The organism is Pantoea sp. ME81 (genome assembly GCF_903970985.1).
GTDB classification, from domain to species: domain Bacteria; phylum Pseudomonadota; class Gammaproteobacteria; order Enterobacterales; family Enterobacteriaceae; genus Pantoea; species Pantoea communis.
Genome location: NZ_CAJCKS010000047.1, coordinates 18,652 through 35,060 on the forward strand (window position 1 = coordinate 18,652; position 16,409 = coordinate 35,060).

General features: G+C 55.5%; 17 protein-coding genes and 3 tRNA genes. 4 read left to right on the plus strand and 16 right to left on the minus strand.

All coding sequences use genetic code 11. From position 1 onward, the window contains the following. Window positions 1-88 precede the first annotated feature (88 nt). Genes H7A81_RS11140 through zitB form a run of 3 tightly spaced genes read left to right on the plus strand, consistent with a single transcriptional unit; the run spans window position 89 to window position 4,675 of the window. Window positions 89-673, plus strand: coding sequence for a response regulator transcription factor (locus H7A81_RS11140; protein WP_182057514.1), 585 nt, complete (start codon window positions 89-91; stop codon window positions 671-673). Then, window positions 655-3,741, plus strand: a complete 3,087-nt coding sequence (locus H7A81_RS11145; protein ID WP_182057515.1) for an ATP-binding protein — start codon at window positions 655-657, stop codon at window positions 3,739-3,741. The genes H7A81_RS11140 and H7A81_RS11145 overlap by 19 nt, the downstream gene beginning before the upstream one ends. Beyond that, a complete protein-coding gene (zitB, locus tag H7A81_RS11150; protein WP_166933054.1) occupies window positions 3,710-4,675 on the plus strand; it encodes a CDF family zinc transporter ZitB in 966 nt (321 codons plus the stop codon). Before H7A81_RS11145 ends, zitB begins: the two co-directional genes overlap by 32 nt. On the opposite strand, the gene pnuC is transcribed toward zitB, so the two are convergent. The 3 genes from pnuC to H7A81_RS11165 all read right to left on the minus strand — a co-directional run bounded on the left by pnuC (window position 4,669) and on the right by H7A81_RS11165 (window position 7,111). Next, on the minus strand, window positions 4,669-5,391 hold the full coding sequence (gene pnuC, locus H7A81_RS11155) for a nicotinamide riboside transporter PnuC (protein WP_182057516.1): 723 nt from the start codon (window positions 5,389-5,391) through the stop codon (window positions 4,669-4,671). The two genes, zitB and pnuC, sit on opposite strands and share 7 nt — an antisense overlap. 25 nt (window positions 5,392-5,416) lie before the next feature. Continuing rightward, window positions 5,417-6,478: a quinolinate synthase NadA gene (gene nadA / locus H7A81_RS11160; RefSeq protein WP_097117408.1), complete on the minus strand. Its 1,062-nt coding sequence runs from the start codon at window positions 6,476-6,478 to the stop codon at window positions 5,417-5,419. Between the two features lie 135 nt (window positions 6,479-6,613). Next, window positions 6,614-7,111 (minus strand): methylated-DNA--[protein]-cysteine S-methyltransferase, encoded by a 498-nt coding sequence (locus H7A81_RS11165; RefSeq protein ID WP_034829173.1) that lies wholly within the window; start codon window positions 7,109-7,111, stop codon window positions 6,614-6,616. Window positions 7,112-7,455: 344 nt separating this feature from the next. On the opposite strand from H7A81_RS11165, the gene H7A81_RS11170 reads away from it, so the two are divergent. After that, complete coding sequence (locus H7A81_RS11170; RefSeq protein ID WP_182057517.1) at window positions 7,456-8,937, plus strand: AlkA N-terminal domain-containing protein; 1,482 nt, start codon at window positions 7,456-7,458, stop codon at window positions 8,935-8,937. A 506-nt stretch (window positions 8,938-9,443) separates the two neighbouring features. On the opposite strand, the gene H7A81_RS11175 is transcribed toward H7A81_RS11170, so the two are convergent. The 13 genes from H7A81_RS11175 to H7A81_RS11235 form a co-directional block, all read right to left on the minus strand. Next, window positions 9,444-9,519: transfer RNA gene (locus H7A81_RS11175), tRNA-Lys, on the minus strand. A 32-nt stretch (window positions 9,520-9,551) separates the two neighbouring features. Continuing rightward, window positions 9,552-9,627 (minus strand) — tRNA-Lys (locus H7A81_RS11180). Window positions 9,628-9,679: 52 nt separating this feature from the next. Continuing rightward, window positions 9,680-9,755, minus strand: a tRNA-Lys gene (locus H7A81_RS11185). A gap of 165 nt (window positions 9,756-9,920) precedes the next feature. Beyond that, window positions 9,921-10,730, minus strand: a complete 810-nt coding sequence (cpoB, locus tag H7A81_RS11190; RefSeq protein ID WP_166933049.1) for a cell division protein CpoB — start codon at window positions 10,728-10,730, stop codon at window positions 9,921-9,923. 9 nt (window positions 10,731-10,739) lie between these two features. Further along, window positions 10,740-11,255, minus strand: coding sequence for a peptidoglycan-associated lipoprotein Pal (gene pal, locus H7A81_RS11195; protein ID WP_034829168.1), 516 nt, complete (start codon window positions 11,253-11,255; stop codon window positions 10,740-10,742). A gap of 64 nt (window positions 11,256-11,319) precedes the next feature. After that, window positions 11,320-12,615, minus strand: a complete 1,296-nt coding sequence (gene tolB / locus H7A81_RS11200; protein ID WP_182057518.1) for a Tol-Pal system beta propeller repeat protein TolB — start codon at window positions 12,613-12,615, stop codon at window positions 11,320-11,322. A gap of 115 nt (window positions 12,616-12,730) precedes the next feature. Further along, window positions 12,731-14,017, minus strand: coding sequence for a cell envelope integrity protein TolA (tolA, locus tag H7A81_RS11205; protein WP_182057519.1), 1,287 nt, complete (start codon window positions 14,015-14,017; stop codon window positions 12,731-12,733). A 25-nt stretch (window positions 14,018-14,042) separates the two neighbouring features. Beyond that, on the minus strand, window positions 14,043-14,471 hold the full coding sequence (gene tolR / locus H7A81_RS11210) for a colicin uptake protein TolR (protein ID WP_034829164.1): 429 nt from the start codon (window positions 14,469-14,471) through the stop codon (window positions 14,043-14,045). A 13-nt stretch (window positions 14,472-14,484) separates the two neighbouring features. Next, a complete protein-coding gene (tolQ, locus tag H7A81_RS11215) occupies window positions 14,485-15,171 on the minus strand; it encodes a Tol-Pal system protein TolQ (protein ID WP_034829162.1) in 687 nt (228 codons plus the stop codon). After that, window positions 15,168-15,590, minus strand: coding sequence for a tol-pal system-associated acyl-CoA thioesterase (ybgC, locus tag H7A81_RS11220; RefSeq protein ID WP_202404442.1), 423 nt, complete (start codon window positions 15,588-15,590; stop codon window positions 15,168-15,170). Before ybgC ends, tolQ begins: the two co-directional genes overlap by 4 nt. A gap of 178 nt (window positions 15,591-15,768) precedes the next feature. After that, window positions 15,769-16,062, minus strand: a complete 294-nt coding sequence (ybgE, locus tag H7A81_RS11225; protein ID WP_045833524.1) for a cyd operon protein YbgE — start codon at window positions 16,060-16,062, stop codon at window positions 15,769-15,771. Next, the gene (gene cydX / locus H7A81_RS11230; protein ID WP_058962355.1) at window positions 16,062-16,175 is read right to left on the minus strand and encodes a cytochrome bd-I oxidase subunit CydX; all 114 of its coding nucleotides are present in this window, start codon (window positions 16,173-16,175) and stop codon (window positions 16,062-16,064) included. The genes ybgE and cydX overlap by 1 nt, the downstream gene beginning before the upstream one ends. 15 nt (window positions 16,176-16,190) lie before the next feature. Next, window positions 16,191-16,409: cytochrome d ubiquinol oxidase subunit II (locus H7A81_RS11235; protein WP_182057520.1), on the minus strand; the 219-nt coding region annotated here is incomplete at its 5' end.

The window sequence follows — 16,409 nt, forward strand, 5'->3', positions numbered from 1 at the left end:
CATAAAGGGAGAGCGCTGGCTCTCCCTTTCTATTTCCGTGCAGGCTTTTCCGCTATGCTGAAGCCATGAAATTCAGAGGAACTGTTTCATGGCTTCACTGCTGCTTATTGATGATCACCCTTTAGTCGAAGTCGCGCTGGAAGCGGCCTGTATTCACTCCCCTATCCCGGTAAAACTGCACGCCGCCGCGACTGAAGCTGAAGCGCGCCAGCTTTTACAGCAGCATCAATTTGATCTTATTGTGCTCGATATCGGCCTGCCGGACAGCGATGGCCTCGAACTGTTGCGCCGTCTGCGTGCCCGCGATCCAAATTGCCCGGTGTTGATCTATTCCGCTCAGAAGAATCGCCACACTTTGCTGAGTGCCGTGTCGCTCGGTGCGGCGGGCTATGTGGTAAAGAGCCAAAGCATGGCGCAATTGCTGAGTGCGATTCTGGCGGTGCTTGGCGGTCAGCAAGCGTTTCCACCGCTGCCCGAGCGCATCGAGCTGCCGCTCACCGAGAAAGAGCAGCAAATCGTCGCACTGCTGGTGCGCGGGCTGTCTAATTTGCAGATTGGTGAACAGTTGCATATCAGCAATAAAACCGTCAGCACCCACAAGAAAAACATTCTGGAGAAAACCGGCGTGCAGTCGGTGGTTGAGCTGGCCGAACTGTGGAAAGCCCAACAGTGAAAGTCATCTTGTGGCTGTGTCTGCTGTTGATCAGCTTAACGGCTCGCGCCGACTTACAGCCCGCCAGCAGCGTCATGCTCCCCGCCATGATGCCCGCACCGCATGTCGAGCCATGGCCGCACCCCACCTTACGCGTTGCCGTCCCGGCGCAAAACAGCGCGCCCTGGGCAATGCGCATTGGCGATCGTATCTGGGGAATTGATGCCGATTACCTCAGTGCACTGAGCCAACTCACTGGCACGCGCTTTAGCCTGCAAAGTTACGCCGATCGTTCGCAGCAGCTGGCGGCACTTGAACGCGGCGACGTCGATTTCGTGTTGAGCAACGAACATGCGCAGCTGCCGGAAAACATCCTGGTCAGCGACAGCTGGGTTAACAGCCCGATCCGCATTTACCGCAATCGTAATAATCAACGCGCGGTGATGTTCAACAGTGAAAATGCCCAGCTCACCATCGCGCAAGCCACACTGGCGCAACTGCCCGATGCCTTTGTGCAAAACCATCGCTGGCACAGCCTGCCGGGCGATTTGCAGGCACTGTATGCGCTGCTCAATCAGCAGAGTGATTATCTGGTGGCGGATGAAACCAGCGCCGGCTTTCTGCTGAATCAACTGCAGCAGGGACAGATTTACCAGATCACCGCCGATCCCGGCGCCGGTGAACTGTCACTACGGGCGCTGGCGCGCGATCCCACACTGATTCACTGGCTCAATACTCAGCTGCGCCTGCTGCCCGCGGAGTTCAGTAATCGCGTGCAACAGCGCTGGAGCCCGCCTTTGCTGCGTTATCAGGATACGCAAACGCTGATGCTGTCGGCTGCTGAGAAACAATGGCTGGCCGCACAGAGCGAGATTCCTTATGCCGCAGAAGTGGATAATGCCCCCTGGAGCTATCGCGATAGCAACGGCAATGCTCGCGGCTTTGGTATTGATCTGCTTAATGCGTTAAGCCAAAGCACCGGGCTGCGTTTCACACCGCGCTGGGTGAGCAATCCCCAACAGGCGCAGACGTTGATGCAGCAACATCAGGTAATGCTGAATTTGCTACAACCCCTGAACGGCGACGATACCAGCAGCAACACATTGCCAGTGTGGCGCGCGATTTGGGGGATTTACACGCTTAATACGCAGCAGCCGATGAGCTGGCAATCCCTGCAACATCAGCGAGTGGGCGTACTGCGCGCCGACCTGGCGCAACGGCTTCTGCCTGAGAACATCACGCCCCAACTGTTCGATGACCGTGCCCAGCTCTGGCAAGCCCTGAACAGCGGTCAGATTGATGCACTGGTAGATAATGTCCTGTCTGCACGCTGGCGCATGGCCAGCCACGCGGATAATCGTGTCCATTTAGCCTTTGCCGCCAGCGATGTTGCCTGGCCGCTGGCACCTCAGGTAAGCCAGGATCAGCCGCAACTCCAGGGGTTGCTGGATCATGCACTGCAGCAAATCCCAGCGGATACGCTCAATCAGATGCGCATTAACTGGTCGCAGCCGCCCCAGCCAGGCACCACTATGGCGATGCGCAATGTGCCGCTGATGATTTTGATGGCGGCCGGGATGATCATTTTGCTGCTGTTAGTGCTGCTGCTGCGCCGCTACCTGCAACAGCGGCGCGATCGCCTGCAGCGTGAACAAGCAGAGCGCGCTAACGCCGCCAAAAGCCAGTTCCTTGCCACTGCCAGCCACGAATTGCGCACGCCAATGCAGGCGATTCTCGGCCTGCTGGAACTGGAACAGCAGCAGCACCCCAGCGAACGTTTGACGCTGATGCACAGCAGCGCGCGCTCGCTGATGGCGCTGCTGAACGATCTGCAAGACCATGCGCGTATTGAAAATCAGAGTTTTCGCCTGGCACCGCATCCGCTCCATCTGGCAGATTGGCTGCAGCAACAGCTGCAGTTCTATCACCCTTTGATGCGCGAATCCGGTCCGGTGTTGTTGGTTGAGGCGCTCACGCCCTTGCCGACGCGCGTGATGCTGGATGGCGATCGCCTGCAGCAGGTGGTGAACAATCTGGTGGCCAACGCGCTGAAGTTCACGCGCCATGGTGAAGTCAGGCTGTCGATCGCCGTCACCGATCAGATTCAGTTCACGGTCGCCGACAGCGGCAGCGGTATTCCACTCAGCGAACAAGCGCAGCTGTTTGAACCCTGGTATCAGGCACCGTCGGGCAAAAGCCACGCCGTGCAGGGCAGCGGGCTGGGTTTGTTTATCTGCCGCGAGATCGTGCAACGTATGGGCGGCCAGTTAACGCTGACTTCTGCGCCAGAACAAGGCACCACAGTGAAGGTGATATTGCCGCTCGACCTCTGTGAGGATGCGCCCACCGAACGCCATGCTGCCTGGCCGCGCTATCCGCATCTGCGGGTGGCGATTGTTGATGACCATCCCACCAATCTGTTGGTTTTGCAGCAACAACTGGCTCGATTCGCTATCACGGCGCAGGTGTTCGAAGAGGGGCGTAGCCTGTTGCGCGCCGATGCGCTTCAGCCGTTTGATGTGCTGTTGATTGACCAGATGATGCCACGCCCGGATGGATTAACACTGCTGCGCATCTTACGCCGCCGCCAGCAGCGACGCAGCAAACCAGCACTGCGCGTACTCTGCTCCGCCGACGTGCAACTGCTGAAGGTAGCGTTGCAAGAAGACGAAGCGCTGTTGTTGAAACCGATTGAGCTGGATGATCTCGCGGCTCTGCTGACACGCACGGTGCGCGATCCTCTCCGACAACTGCCCGACAGTTTAATGATCCTGGCCCAGCACAATGAGGCCTTTATCCCGCGCATTTGCCAGACATTGCAACGCACGTTGCAACAGGATCGCGATGCGCTACTGGCGGCCAGCGTCGAGCATGACTGGCCCGCTGTCGAGCGTGCCGCCCATCGCATGAAAGGCAGCTGGCTGTTGCTCGGCATGGATGAGATGGCCGAACGTTGTCAGCAGCTCACCGATCAGGCAAAACAGCAGCGTCTGGACGATGATGCGCTCAATTTACTGATATCATTAACGAACAGGTTACTGGAACAACTGGAAAGTTATGGCACACACTCATTCTCACGGCGCGCATAACGGCAATCGTACGCGTCTGGCGGCGGCGTTTGGCGTCACCGCGCTGTTTATGATTGCCGAAGTGATTGGTGGCGTGGTATCGGGTTCGCTGGCGCTGCTGGCGGATGCCGGACATATGCTCACTGACGCCGCCGCGCTGTTGATGGCGCTGCTGGCCGTGCAGTTTGCTCAGCGCAAACCCAGCGCCCGCCACACCTTTGGCTTACTGCGCCTCACCACACTTGCCGCCTTTGTGAATGCCATCGCGCTGCTGGTGATTACGGCACTGATTGTCTGGGAAGCGCTGCGCCGTTTCTATCAACCTCAGCCGGTGGCTGGCGGATTAATGCTGGGGATTGCGATTGCCGGTTTGCTGGCTAATCTGCTCTCTTTCTGGCTGTTACATCGTGGCAGTGAAGAAAAAAATCTCAACGTACGTGCGGCGGCGCTGCATGTGTTGGGCGATCTGCTCGGCTCCGTTGGCGCGATTGTTGCCGCTATCATTATCATGCTGACCGGCTGGACGCCGATCGATCCGATTCTCTCACTGCTGGTTTCGCTATTGGTGGTACGCAGTGCCTGGTCGTTGCTGCGGGAAAGTCTGCATGAGCTGCTGGAAGGCGCGCCGAGCGGGATTAACGTGGATAAACTGGCACGCGAGCTGACACGCAACATCGCGGAAGTGCGCAATGTGCATCATGTGCATGTGTGGCAGGTGGGAGAGAAGCCGGTGCTGACATTACATGTGCAGGTGATCCCACCTTACGATCATGACGGGCTGCTGGTGCGTATTCATCAGTATCTGCACAAGCACTATCAGATTGCGCATGCCACGGTGCAGATGGAGTACCAGCCTTGTACCGGTCATGATTGCGAACTCTGCGCGGAGCAGAGCTCGCATCATCACTCACATGAACATCTCACGCTGGATGGTCACGCCCATCACCATCACTGATTCGACAGCGCGCGCGACCCGTGTTCGCGCGCACTTTGCATCCACAAGCGGGAACCGTTAAGCGCGATCAACGTTAGAATCGCGTATTCCAGCGACATCGCATACACGCCCTGACGGGCAAAAATCATCACGCTAATCACGTTGATCACCACCCACAGCAGCCAGTTCTCGACGTATTTCCGCGTCATCAGAATCATCGCCACAATCGACAGCACCATCATGCAGGAATCCCAGAATGGGAAGGCATCCGGCTGCAGTTGCGGCATCGTCACGTTCAGGCCGAGACTCTGCATGATACCGACGGCGATTTTGGTCAGAAACGCGAACACCGGATCGATATACAGCGTCATCAGCGCAATGGCGATGACGCACGCCGCGCCCCAGCCAAGCGCCTTCGGCAACGGCAGCCAGCGAATCTTCAGTGCGGCTTCATTGGCGGTGTTTTGTCGACTCCACGCGTACCAGCCGTAAACATTGGCGACAAAGAAGAACAGCTGCAGCAGTAAGCTGGCATACAGCTGAATCTGGAAGAAGATCACCGCAAACAAGGTGACGTTAATCAGCCCGAAGAAGTAGTTGATGATCTTTTCCTGGCTGGCGAGCCAGATACACAGCAGACCCGCAAGGGTGCCCACCGCCTCGATCCATGACAGGTCGTAGCCACCCACGCCAATAGGAATGTGAACCAAAATATTTTGTGTGCTGAAGAAGTCCATGATCTGCACCTGTATGAAAGCCGCCTTACGCGTTCCCTTTCACCTTGAGTTTGAGTTGTGCTGCAAAGTCTAGCATGCGGTTAAGCGGTATCAATGCGGCTTCGCGCAGCGCATCATCGACATGGATTTCATGCTCGCTGCCGCCGTGCTCCAGTCCTTCGGCAATGGCTTTCAGGCCATTCATCGCCATCCACGGACAGTGCGCGCAGCTGCGACAGGTCGCGCCCTCACCTGCCGTCGGCGCTTCCAGCAGTTCTTTGTCCGGCACCGCCTGCTGCATCTTGTAGAAGATGCCGCGATCGGTAGCGACGATCATTTGCGGATGCGGCAGGTTTTTCGCCGCCTGAATCAGCTGGCTGGTGGAGCCGACAGCATCCGCCAGATCGACGATCGCCTGTGGGGATTCCGGATGTACGAGGATCGCTGCCTCCGGATAGAGCGTTTTCATGCGCTGCAGGGCCTGAGTTTTGAACTCGTCATGCACGATGCACGCGCCCTGCCAGCACAGCACGTCCGCTTTGGTCTGTTGGGTGACGTAACGGCCCAGATGGCGATCCGGTGCCCAGATAATTTTCTCACCGAGACTGTCGAGATGTTCAATCAGCTCCACCGCAATACTGGAGGTGACAACCCAATCCGCGCGCGCTTTCACCGCGGCTGAGGTGTTGGCGTACACCACCACCGTGCGGTCCGGATGTTCATCACAGAAGCGATTGAACTCCTCAATGGGGCAGCCTAGATCGAGTGAACACTCTGCATGCAGCGTCGGCATCAACACGGTTTTTTCCGGGCTGAGAATTTTGGCGGTTTCGCCCATAAAACGCACGCCCGCCACCAGCAGCGTTTTTGCCGGATGGGTGCTGCCGAAGCGCGCCATTTCCAGTGAGTCCGAGACGCAGCCGCCGGTCTCTTCCGCCAGCGCCTGAATTTCAGGATCGGTGTAGTAATGCGCGACCAGCACCGCATCACGCTCTTTTAATAAGCGTTTGATTTCAGAGATGTAGTGGGATTTTTCATCCTGGCTGAGACGCGCCGGTTTCGGCGGAAAGGGATAAATCGCGCTTTCAGGATCGAACATCAGACTCATGACACGGCTCTCGTTTTCTCAATTTAACAAAATCGCCTGTTACAGCGATGATGCGGCATCAAAACCGCTATCGTGTTTTATATGCTAAACACGATAGCGGAATTGCGCGAGAGTGTCGTCTCTTTTTTATGCGGTTTACAAGCCACCTAACGATTTCTGCGGGTTTTCCAGTTCCAGCAAGAACGCTTTGACCGCCAGACCGCCTGCGAAGCCAGTGAGCTTACCGTTACTGCCAATCACCCGATGGCAGGGCGCCATGATCGACAGAGGATTTTTACCGTTGGCCGCCCCCACCGCGCGCATGGCTTTCGGGTTGCCGATCTGTTCCGCGATTTGCTGATAACTGCGGGTTTCACCAAACGGAATCGTCAGCAGCGCTTGCCAGACTTTTTTCTGGAATTCAGTGCCGACCGTGTCGTAAGGCATGTCGAATTGCTGACGCTCTCCGGCGAAGTATTCACGCAGCTGGCGCTCGGCCTCACACAGGATCGGATGCTGATCGTTGCGGCTGATGGGCTTCAGTGGCACGCGTTGCGAGCCTTCGTTTTCCCACAGAATCGCTGATAACCCGTTATCGGTCGCAATCAACGTCAGCTCACCAACTGGAGTGGGAATGATTTTGGCATGATACATAAGGCACCTCCGGCATAAATCAGTGTGTCATTATCGCACTTCTGCCGCGATAAACTGGCTGTTTTCGGTCATGAGCATAAACTGGTTAGCTGTCCGAAAGCAGCGAGTTTTGCTTTGCCACTTGCGCGACGATACCCAAAATAATGCAAGGCGCAAGAAGGCGGCAAACGAGAGACTCATCGAACAGTCGATTTGAACCGCGCTGGCCCGCAGGGGAACCTCCTTTAGGAGGTCCATCATCCCGATGACTTTATCAAGTACGTGATTCGGATGATCGAGAGCAGCCAGCGCTTCTGCGCTTTAAAGTAGGAAAGGTATAGCCGGTTTATTTGCTGGAGACGATGATGTTTGATCCCGAGATTGCATACCAGGCGCTGACCTCGCGCGACAGTCGTTTCGACGGCGTGTTCTTTGTTGGCGTGACCTCGACCGGCATTTACTGTCGGCCCATTTGTCCGGTGAAAGCGCCGATGCAGAAGAACTGCCTGTTTTTTGGCAGCGCCGAAGCCGCCGAGAAAGCGCATTTCAGACCCTGCCTGCGCTGCCGTCCTGAGTTAGCGCCGGGCTTCGCACCGGTCGATAGTCATCATCGCATCGCTGACCGGTTGATTCGTCGCATCGAAGAGGGCCTGCTAGAAGAGCAAGAGACACTGGCCGACATCGCCGGCGAGTTTAACCTGAGTGAGCGCCAGCTTCGCCGCGTGATCCAGCAGGAGTTGGGCGTGTCACCATTGGAGTTGCGCCAAACGCGGCGCATGCTGCTGGCGAAGCAACTCTTGACGGAGACTTCATTGCCCGTTACCGAAATCGCCTACGCCAGCGGCTTTCGCAGTTTGCGCCGCTTTAATGATGTATTTCAGACTCGTTACCGTATGACGCCTTCGCGCCTGCGCAAGCAGAGTCAGCCGGAGAGCGTGACCACCGTACAAGAGAGCGCGGAATTGCGTCTGAGTTATCGCCCACCTTACGACTGGGATGCCATTCTGGATTTTCTTCAGCAGCGTGTGATGAAGGAGGCCGAGTGGGTCAGTGAAGGCGCTTATCACCGCACCGTGGCGCTGGGGAACTGTCGGGGCTGGGTACGCGTCAGCCATTTGCCGGAGAAGCAGGCACTCAAGGTGCAGTTCACTACTACCTTAACCCCGGTTTTGCCTGCCCTGCTGCGTCGCCTGCGCGATCTGTTTGATCTCGATGCCCAACCACAGCGCATCAGCGAGCAGCTAAGCCAGGATCCGCTATTAGCTGACAGTCTGACACGTTATCCGGGATTGCGCGTTCCTGGGGCGTTTGACGGCTTTGAGTTGGGGGTGCGCGCAATTCTTGGCCAGCAGGTGACGGTGAAAGCGGCCACCACGTTAAGCAGCCGCGTGGCGCAGCGGTTTGGCGAGCCATTAGTGACACCATGGCCGGAACTTTCTCGCCTGCCTCCGACGGCGGAATCCCTCGCTAGCGCAACCATTGATGATATTGCTAGCCTCGGTATTGTGAGCGCTCGCTCGCAGGCGATTCAGGCGCTGGCACAGGCATGCGCCTCCGGTGCGCTGCGCTTTAATGGCGCGGTGAATCCTGACGTGGTTCAGCAGCAGCTGCTGGCATTGAAAGGCGTAGGGCCATGGACGGCGAGTTATATTGCCATGCGCGCCCTGCGCTGGCCGGATGCGTTCCCTAAAGAGGATATTGCGATTCGTAATAACCTCGGTGGGGTGAGTGCCAAAGTGGCAGAGCAGTTATCGCAGGTTTGGCGCCCATGGCGTAGCTATGCGGTGCTGCATATCTGGAAGAGTTTGACGCCTGAGAAATCGGCTGAGAAAGAGAAAAAGGCATGACTGGGCCTTCTTTTCGGCAATGGGATCATCGCTTGTACACTCCAGTCGCCTGCAAAACAACGACAGTGCGTTCCAGTCGGCAATAAGGGGCGGTTACGTAAAGACGCCGTAAATACATCCCTGTAGGCTCTGGTGGCGCATCCCTGCGCCACAAGCTTTACTCCACCGCCCCTTATTGCCGCCTTCATGGCACATCTCTGCGTTTTTTTAAAAGCATAACCAAAGCCAAACAAGTCCGGCAAGGCGGGAGCGGAAGAGCGAAGCGTCCGAGCCATGGATGGCGAGGCCGATCCACAGGGATGTGAGATTCCTTCGCGATCCGTCCCGCCTTGACGGGCTGACGCACGGACTCATAGCAATCCCACCAAATTTTAGTTCTGAATGAGACTCCTTTGCCATCCGCCCACACGGAAAGACTGACGCTTCGGACTCATAGCAAGTTCAGCTAAAATTTTTGAGAAACGCAGAAAAGCAAAAAGGCGCCTTTAGGGCGCCTTTCTACATAGTGGTGGGTCGTGCAGGATTCGAACCTGCGACCAATTGATTAAAAGTCAACTGCTCTACCAACTGAGCTAACGACCCGCTCGAGGAGCGGCTTACAACTTTAAACTTGATGGTGGGTCGTGCAGGATTCGAACCTGCGACCAATTGATTAAAAGTCAACTGCTCTACCAACTGAGCTAACGACCCATCAAGGTTGTGAAGCTTCTGAAGAAAACATCTAACATACAGCAGGTTAAGATGGTGGGTCGTGCAGGATTCGAACCTGCGACCAATTGATTAAAAGTCAACTGCTCTACCAACTGAGCTAACGACCCATCTTCAGGCTGCCGGACGCTTTGTTAAACTGCCCGGGCAACGGCGGCATATATTACTGATTTAGCGGGAGGGCGCAACCCTTATTTATCACCAAATCACTCAATTGCTTACCTTTCATGCTGCAAGACCAGAAATCATACGAAATCCGGTCTCTGCTGCACAAATTACATCCCAGCCAGACGCTTTTGCGCCAGCTTGGCAGATTCGCTGGTCGGGAATTGTTTGATCACTTGTTGATAGACCGCTTTGGCTTTCGCCGTATCGTTCTTCTCTTGCATGATCACGCCAACCTTAAACAGCGCTTCCGGGGCTTTCGGCGATTTCGCGTAATTCTTTACCACAGTGGCAAAATAATAAGCGGCATCATCTTTCTTGCCCTTGTTGTAATACAACTGACCGAGCCAGTAATTGGCATTGGGCTGGTAGGTGGAGTCAGGATACTTCTTCACCCACGCCTGCAGGGCCGTGATGGCCTGATCGAACTGTTTCTTCTCAAGAATCAGCGCAACTGCCGCATTGTAATCGGTATTCGCATCGCCGGTTTGTGCAGGGGCAGCGGAACTTCCACTGGCATTGCTACCACCTGCATCAGCGTTTCCCGCTGCTGCACCTGCGCCCGCCGCTGCGGCATCACCGCCACCGTTCGCCTGTGCGCCGGCATTACCGCTGCTCAACGTATCGATCTGCTGATAGAGCTGCTTCTGGCGCTCAATCACCTGATTAAGTTGATAGCTGTTCTGCTGGATTTGGCCGCGTAGCGAATCGATATCGCTTTGGTTGTCACTCATCTGCTGCTGCAACTGCTGCAGAAGCTGAGCCTGGGCATTGGAGATACGTTCAAGATTGGTGACACGGTCTTCGACCGAGCCTGAGCCAACGCTACTGATTGACGCCTGGGCATTAGCGGCCCAGGGGGCCGCTACGCCAACCAGTAACGACAGACTCAATAGATGAAGTCTGAAGTTACTCATCATGTAATGCTCTTAGTAAACCAGTACGGCACGACGGTTTTTAGCGTAAGCCGCTTCGTCATGACCCAGTACAGCTGGTTTTTCTTTACCGTAAGAAACGATAGACATCTGGTCAGCAGAAACGCCTTTACCCTGCAGGTACATTTTCACTGCGCTAGCACGACGTTCGCCCAGGGCGATGTTGTACTCTGGGGTACCGCGCTCATCCGCGTGACCTTCGATGGTGACTTTGTAAGACGGGTTGCCGCGCAGGAATGCTGCGTGCTGATCCAGCATCTGAGCATAGTCAGAAGCCACGTCATACTTGTCCAGACCGAAGTAAACGATGTTGTTCTGCTGCAGCTGCTGCATCTGCAGACGCGCTTGCTCATCAGAAGACATGTTACCGTTCTGGCCAGCACCGTAAGCGCCGTTGTCTGCGCCCATACCAGTCTGGTCGTTGTTGTTGTTTTTGTGCGAGCTACATGCAGCTACCGCGATTACCGGCAGAGCCAGCATCAAACCCTTCAGCACTTTGTTCAGTTGCATTTCTTTATCCTATTATTTTGTTTGCTATACATTGTCATCCCCCGCTATGCAGGGGACTCATGCATTACAGATACGGCGACCAGGCAGGGAATTTGACCTGTCCATCAGTTGCCGGAAGACGCGCTTTGAAACGCCCATCTGTTGAAACCAACTGCAACACGGAACCCATCCCCTGAGTAGAGCTATAGATTACCATCGTGCCGTTAGGCGCCAGACTTGGCGTCTCATCCAGGAACGTGTCCGTTATTGTTTGAACGGCTCCCGTTACCAGATCCTGTTTGGCGACATGCTGAGCGCCACCGGCGCTGCTGATCATCACCATGGTTTTGCCGTCAGTTGACACATCCGCATCCTGGTTCTGAGAACCTTCCCAGGTAATACGTTGTGGCGCACCGCCGTTGATACCCACTTTATAAATCTGAGGCGCACCTGCCTGATCCGAGGTATAGGCCAGTGTCTGGCTATCCGGGAACCAGGTCGGTTCGGTGCTGTTGTAGCGACCGTCGGTCACCTGACGCGTCTGACCTGAGGCCAGATCCATCACGTACAAGTTCAGGCTGCCAGTTTTAGACAGCGCGAACGCCAGTTTTGTACCATCCGGCGAGAAGGCCGGCGCACCGTTGTGGCGCGGGTAAGAAGCCACCTGACGGATGGCACCGTTTGCCAGCGTTTGTACCACTAACGCCGACTTACCGCTTTCAAAGGTCACGTAGGCCACTTTGCTGCCATCTGGAGACCATGCCGGTGACATCAACGGTTCTGGTGAACGGTGCACGGTGAACTGGTTGTAGCCATCGTAGTCTGATACGCGCAGTTCATACGGGAACTGGCCGCCGTTGGTTTGCACCACATACGCGATACGCGTACGGAATGCGCCTTTGATACCAGTCAGCTTCTCAAACACTTCATCACTGGCGGTGTGGCCTGCATAACGCAGCCATTGCTTAGTGACTTTGTAAGAGTTCTGCGCCAGCACCGTGCCAGGTGCACCGCCGGTGTCTACCAGCTGGTAAGCGATCTGGTAGCTACCGTCCGGGTTTGGAGTAACCTGGCCCACGACAACCGCATCAATACCCAATGCGCTCCAGGCAGCAGGTTGCACTTCCTGCGCGCTGGTCGGCTGCTGTGGCAGACGTGAACGATCCAGCGGGTTGAATTTACCGCTATTGCGCAAGTCAGCCGCGACGATGCCGCCAATGTCTTCTGGCGCCGCGCCTGGGCCAGCCCATTTGAACGGCACCACTCCAATTGGGCGTGCGGTGTTCACGCCCTGCGTAATTTCAATGCGCACTTCTGCGTGCAGCATCGCTGCCCACAGCAGTACAAAAAAACCTAAGGTTACACGAAGTGCCTGCTTCATCTTTTCTCCCTTATCTGAACCTGAGTCCACGATAATTCGCACAGTTCCTGAAAAACACGAGTGTTCATAAATTACGGCAAGCTAACCTTAGTTCAACCTGCCGTGAGTTACTGCATTATTCCGGTTTGAAACGCATTGGGGCGTTTTTAAACACTTCATACACCGCTTGCGATGGCGGCTTAGGAATTCGAGCTTGCTTCGCGGCGGTGATTGCAGCCTGGCACAATGCCGGGTCGCCACCTTCTGCTTTGACATCAATCAGCAAACCGTCAGGTGCCAATTTGATACGCAGATTACACTCTTTACCCTTAAAGGTATCCGCATCGTAGAAGCGACTTTGAATCGCACCAACGACCTGGCCCATGTAAGAGTTAATCTCAGCGCCTGATGCACCCGCTTTCTTCTGATTCCCCTGCCCTGCCGCACCGCCAGAAGCCGTGCCACTTTTCGGTGCATTCTTACCGGACGAGAGGCCACCTAACAGGTCATCAACGTCACTTTCATTCTTCGCAGCTTCAGAAGCGGCTTTCTTTTTAGCATCTGCGGCTGCTTTCGCTTTGGCTGCTGCATCAGCTTTCGCTTTCGCGGCAGCATCCGCTTTCGCTTTCGCATCGGCAGCCGCTTTCTCTTTCGCTGCCTCTGCGGCTTTTTCTTTTGCTTCTGCGGCAGCCTGCTCTTTAGCCTCTTTAGCTTCCTGAGCGGCTTTCGCCTTCGCATCAGCTGCAGCCTGCGCTTTGGCCTCGGCGGCTGCTTGCGCTTTCGCTTCGGCGGCGGCTTTGGCTTGCTCTACCGCTTTCTCTTTCGCCGCTTCAGCAGCCGCTGCTTTGGCCTGTTCGTCCGCTTTCTTCTTCGCGTCCGCTGCTGCTTGCTTCGCCTCTTCTACCGCTTTCGCTTTGGCATCTGCCGCCGCTTTAGCCTGCGCATCCGCTTCAGCTTTGGCATCAGCCTTGGCCTTTGCGGCAGCCGCTTCTGCAGCTTTCTGCTGATCCTGCGCCTGCTTCGCGGCCGCTTCAGCCGCCTTCTGCTGCTCAGCTTGCTGTTTGGCCTGCTCTTTGGCTTCCTGCTGCGCCTGCAAACGCTCTTTTTCCATCTCTTTTAGACGCTGCTGCTCAGCGGCTTGCTTCTGTTGTAACTCTTCAGCCTGCTGCTGTGCCTGCTTCTGGCGCTGTTGTGCAGCACGCTGGCTGTCACGCTGTTGATTCTGCTGGCGGTTGTACTGTTCAACCACCGCGCCGGAATCGACCATCACGGCATCAATGTCACTGCCGCCGCCACCGCCGCTGGATTCGATCTTTTCGTTAAACGAGCTCCAGATCAGCAGGGCGATCAGCACGATGTGCAGAATCACCGAAATGATTATCGCGCGTTTTAACTTGTCGTTCTGCTCGGTTACCTTCGACACTCTCGGATCCCAAAAACGGTTCGCTTTAAATCGGCTGTGTCATCAAACCGACAGATTTCACGCCTGCCTGATGTAACAGGTTCAACGCCTTGATGATTTCGTCGTAAGGCACGTCTTTCGCTCCACCAATCAGGAACACCGTCTTCGGATTGGCTTCAATGCGACGCTGTGCTTCGCTCACCACCTGTTCCGGCGGCAGCTGCGTCATACGATCGTGATCCACCACCAGGCTGTATTGCCCGACGCCAGCCACTTCAACAATGACCGGGGGATTATCATCCGTTGAGACCGTTTTCGAGTCGGTCGCATCAGGCAGATCCACTTCCACGCTCTGCGTAATAATCGGCGCGGTTGCCATGAAGATGAGCAGCAACACCAACAGTACGTCCAGCAGTGGAACTATGTTGATTTCCGACTTAAGGTCGCGGCGCCCGCGACCACGGGTTCTGGCCATCGTTAACCTCGACTTACTTCGTGTTGTCGGTGGAGAAAGCCTGACGATGCAGGATAGCCGTGAACTCTTCCATAAAGTTGTCGTAGCCCTGCTCCAGCTTGTTGACGCGCTGGTTCAGACGGTTATACGCCATAACGGCAGGAATGGCCGCGAACAAACCGATGGCAGTGGCGATCAGCGCTTCGGCAATACCCGGCGCAACCATCTGCAACGTCGCCTGTTTCACCGCGCCAAGCGCGATAAAGGCGTGCATGATCCCCCACACCGTACCGAACAGACCGATATACGGGCTGATGGAACCAACGGTGCCAAGGAAAGGAATGTGGTTTTCCAGCGCTTCCAGTTCACGGTTCATTGAGATGCGCATCGCACGGCTGGCGCCCTCGACCACCGCTTCTGGCGCGTGGTTGTTAGCACGGTGCAAACGGGCAAACTCTTTGAAGCCCGAATAGAAAATTTGCTCAGATCCGCCCAGCTCATCGCGGCGTCCCTGGCTTTCCTGATACAGGCGCGATAACTCGATGCCTGACCAGAACTTATCTTCAAAGGCTTCGGCTTCGCGACCCGCCGCATTCAGGATGCGCGTGCGCTGAATAATGATCGCCCATGAGGCAATAGAAAAGCCGATCAAAATCAACATGATAAGTTTGACCAGAAGGCTCGCCTTCAGGAACAAATCAAGAACATTCATGTCAGTCACTGCTTGAACTCCGCGACAATAGACTTGGGAAGCGCAATCGGCTTCATTAGATGTGGGTTGATGCAGGCAATCAGGACTTCTGCTTCATTCAGCACTTTGCCTTCTGCATTCACGATACGCTGCGAGAACGTCATGGTGGCGCGAGTCATGGCGGTCACTTCACTCTGGATATCCAGAAGATCGTCAAGACGTGCTGCGGCAACAAAGTCTATCGTCATGCGTCGTACCACAAACGCCACCTGTTCTTCTAACAGGGCTTGTTGATTGAAATGGTGCTGGCGCAACATCTCGGTACGTGCTCGTTCATAGAAAGCAAGATAACTGGCGTGGTAAACCACACCACCGGCGTCGGTGTCTTCGTAATAGACCCGAACCGGCCAGCGAAACAGCGTTGTACTCACTCTACATCCCGGTCTCATTTTAAACGTTGCTACTATACGCAAGTGAGATCGGCTTGGGAATGGTCCGCCAGAGCCAGGAGAAAATAATTATCACACGTTAACAACTGGAAGGAATTTCAGGATATTTCTTGACCAGGCGCTGACATAAACTCACGTCAGCGCCCGAATAAAGCGGATAAAAAACAGCCTTGGGGACTCAATGATAGAACCAATAGATTCCCAGAATCAGTACGATCATCGCAGGCAACGGTGAAAACACGGCTCGCCAGCGCGTTTGCAATGGACGGAAGCCCGTACCATGAATCACGCCGGTGCACACCGCCCAAATCATCAATAATCCATGCCAGATGGCTAAGTCGCTCGTGCGGGCGGCAAAGCGTGACGGTTGCCAGATAACACAGCCCGCCAGCCACAGCGCCAGTATCAGCGAAAGGGCCCGTAACGGGCCCTTGTCCATCAGACGGTACAGCGTCTGAATCAGTGTGCGCATCAGTGTTGTTTATCCTTTGCGCCACTCTCTTCTGCTTGCTCAATCGCCAGCGCCGTGATCACGCCAAACGCACAGGCCAGCAAAGTGCCAAGAATCCAGGCAAAATACCACATGCTCAATCTCCTTAATCAGTACAGGGAGTGCGTATTGCTCTCAATGTGTTCTTTGGTGATACGGCCAAACATCTTGTAATAACACCACGCGGTATAGGCGAGGATAATCGGGACAAAGATGATGGCGGCGAAGGTCATCACTTTCAGCGTCAGCAGGCTTGAGGTGGCATCCCACATGGTCAGGCTAGTGCCCGGCACGGTGCTGGAAGGCATAATGAACGGGAACATCGCGAT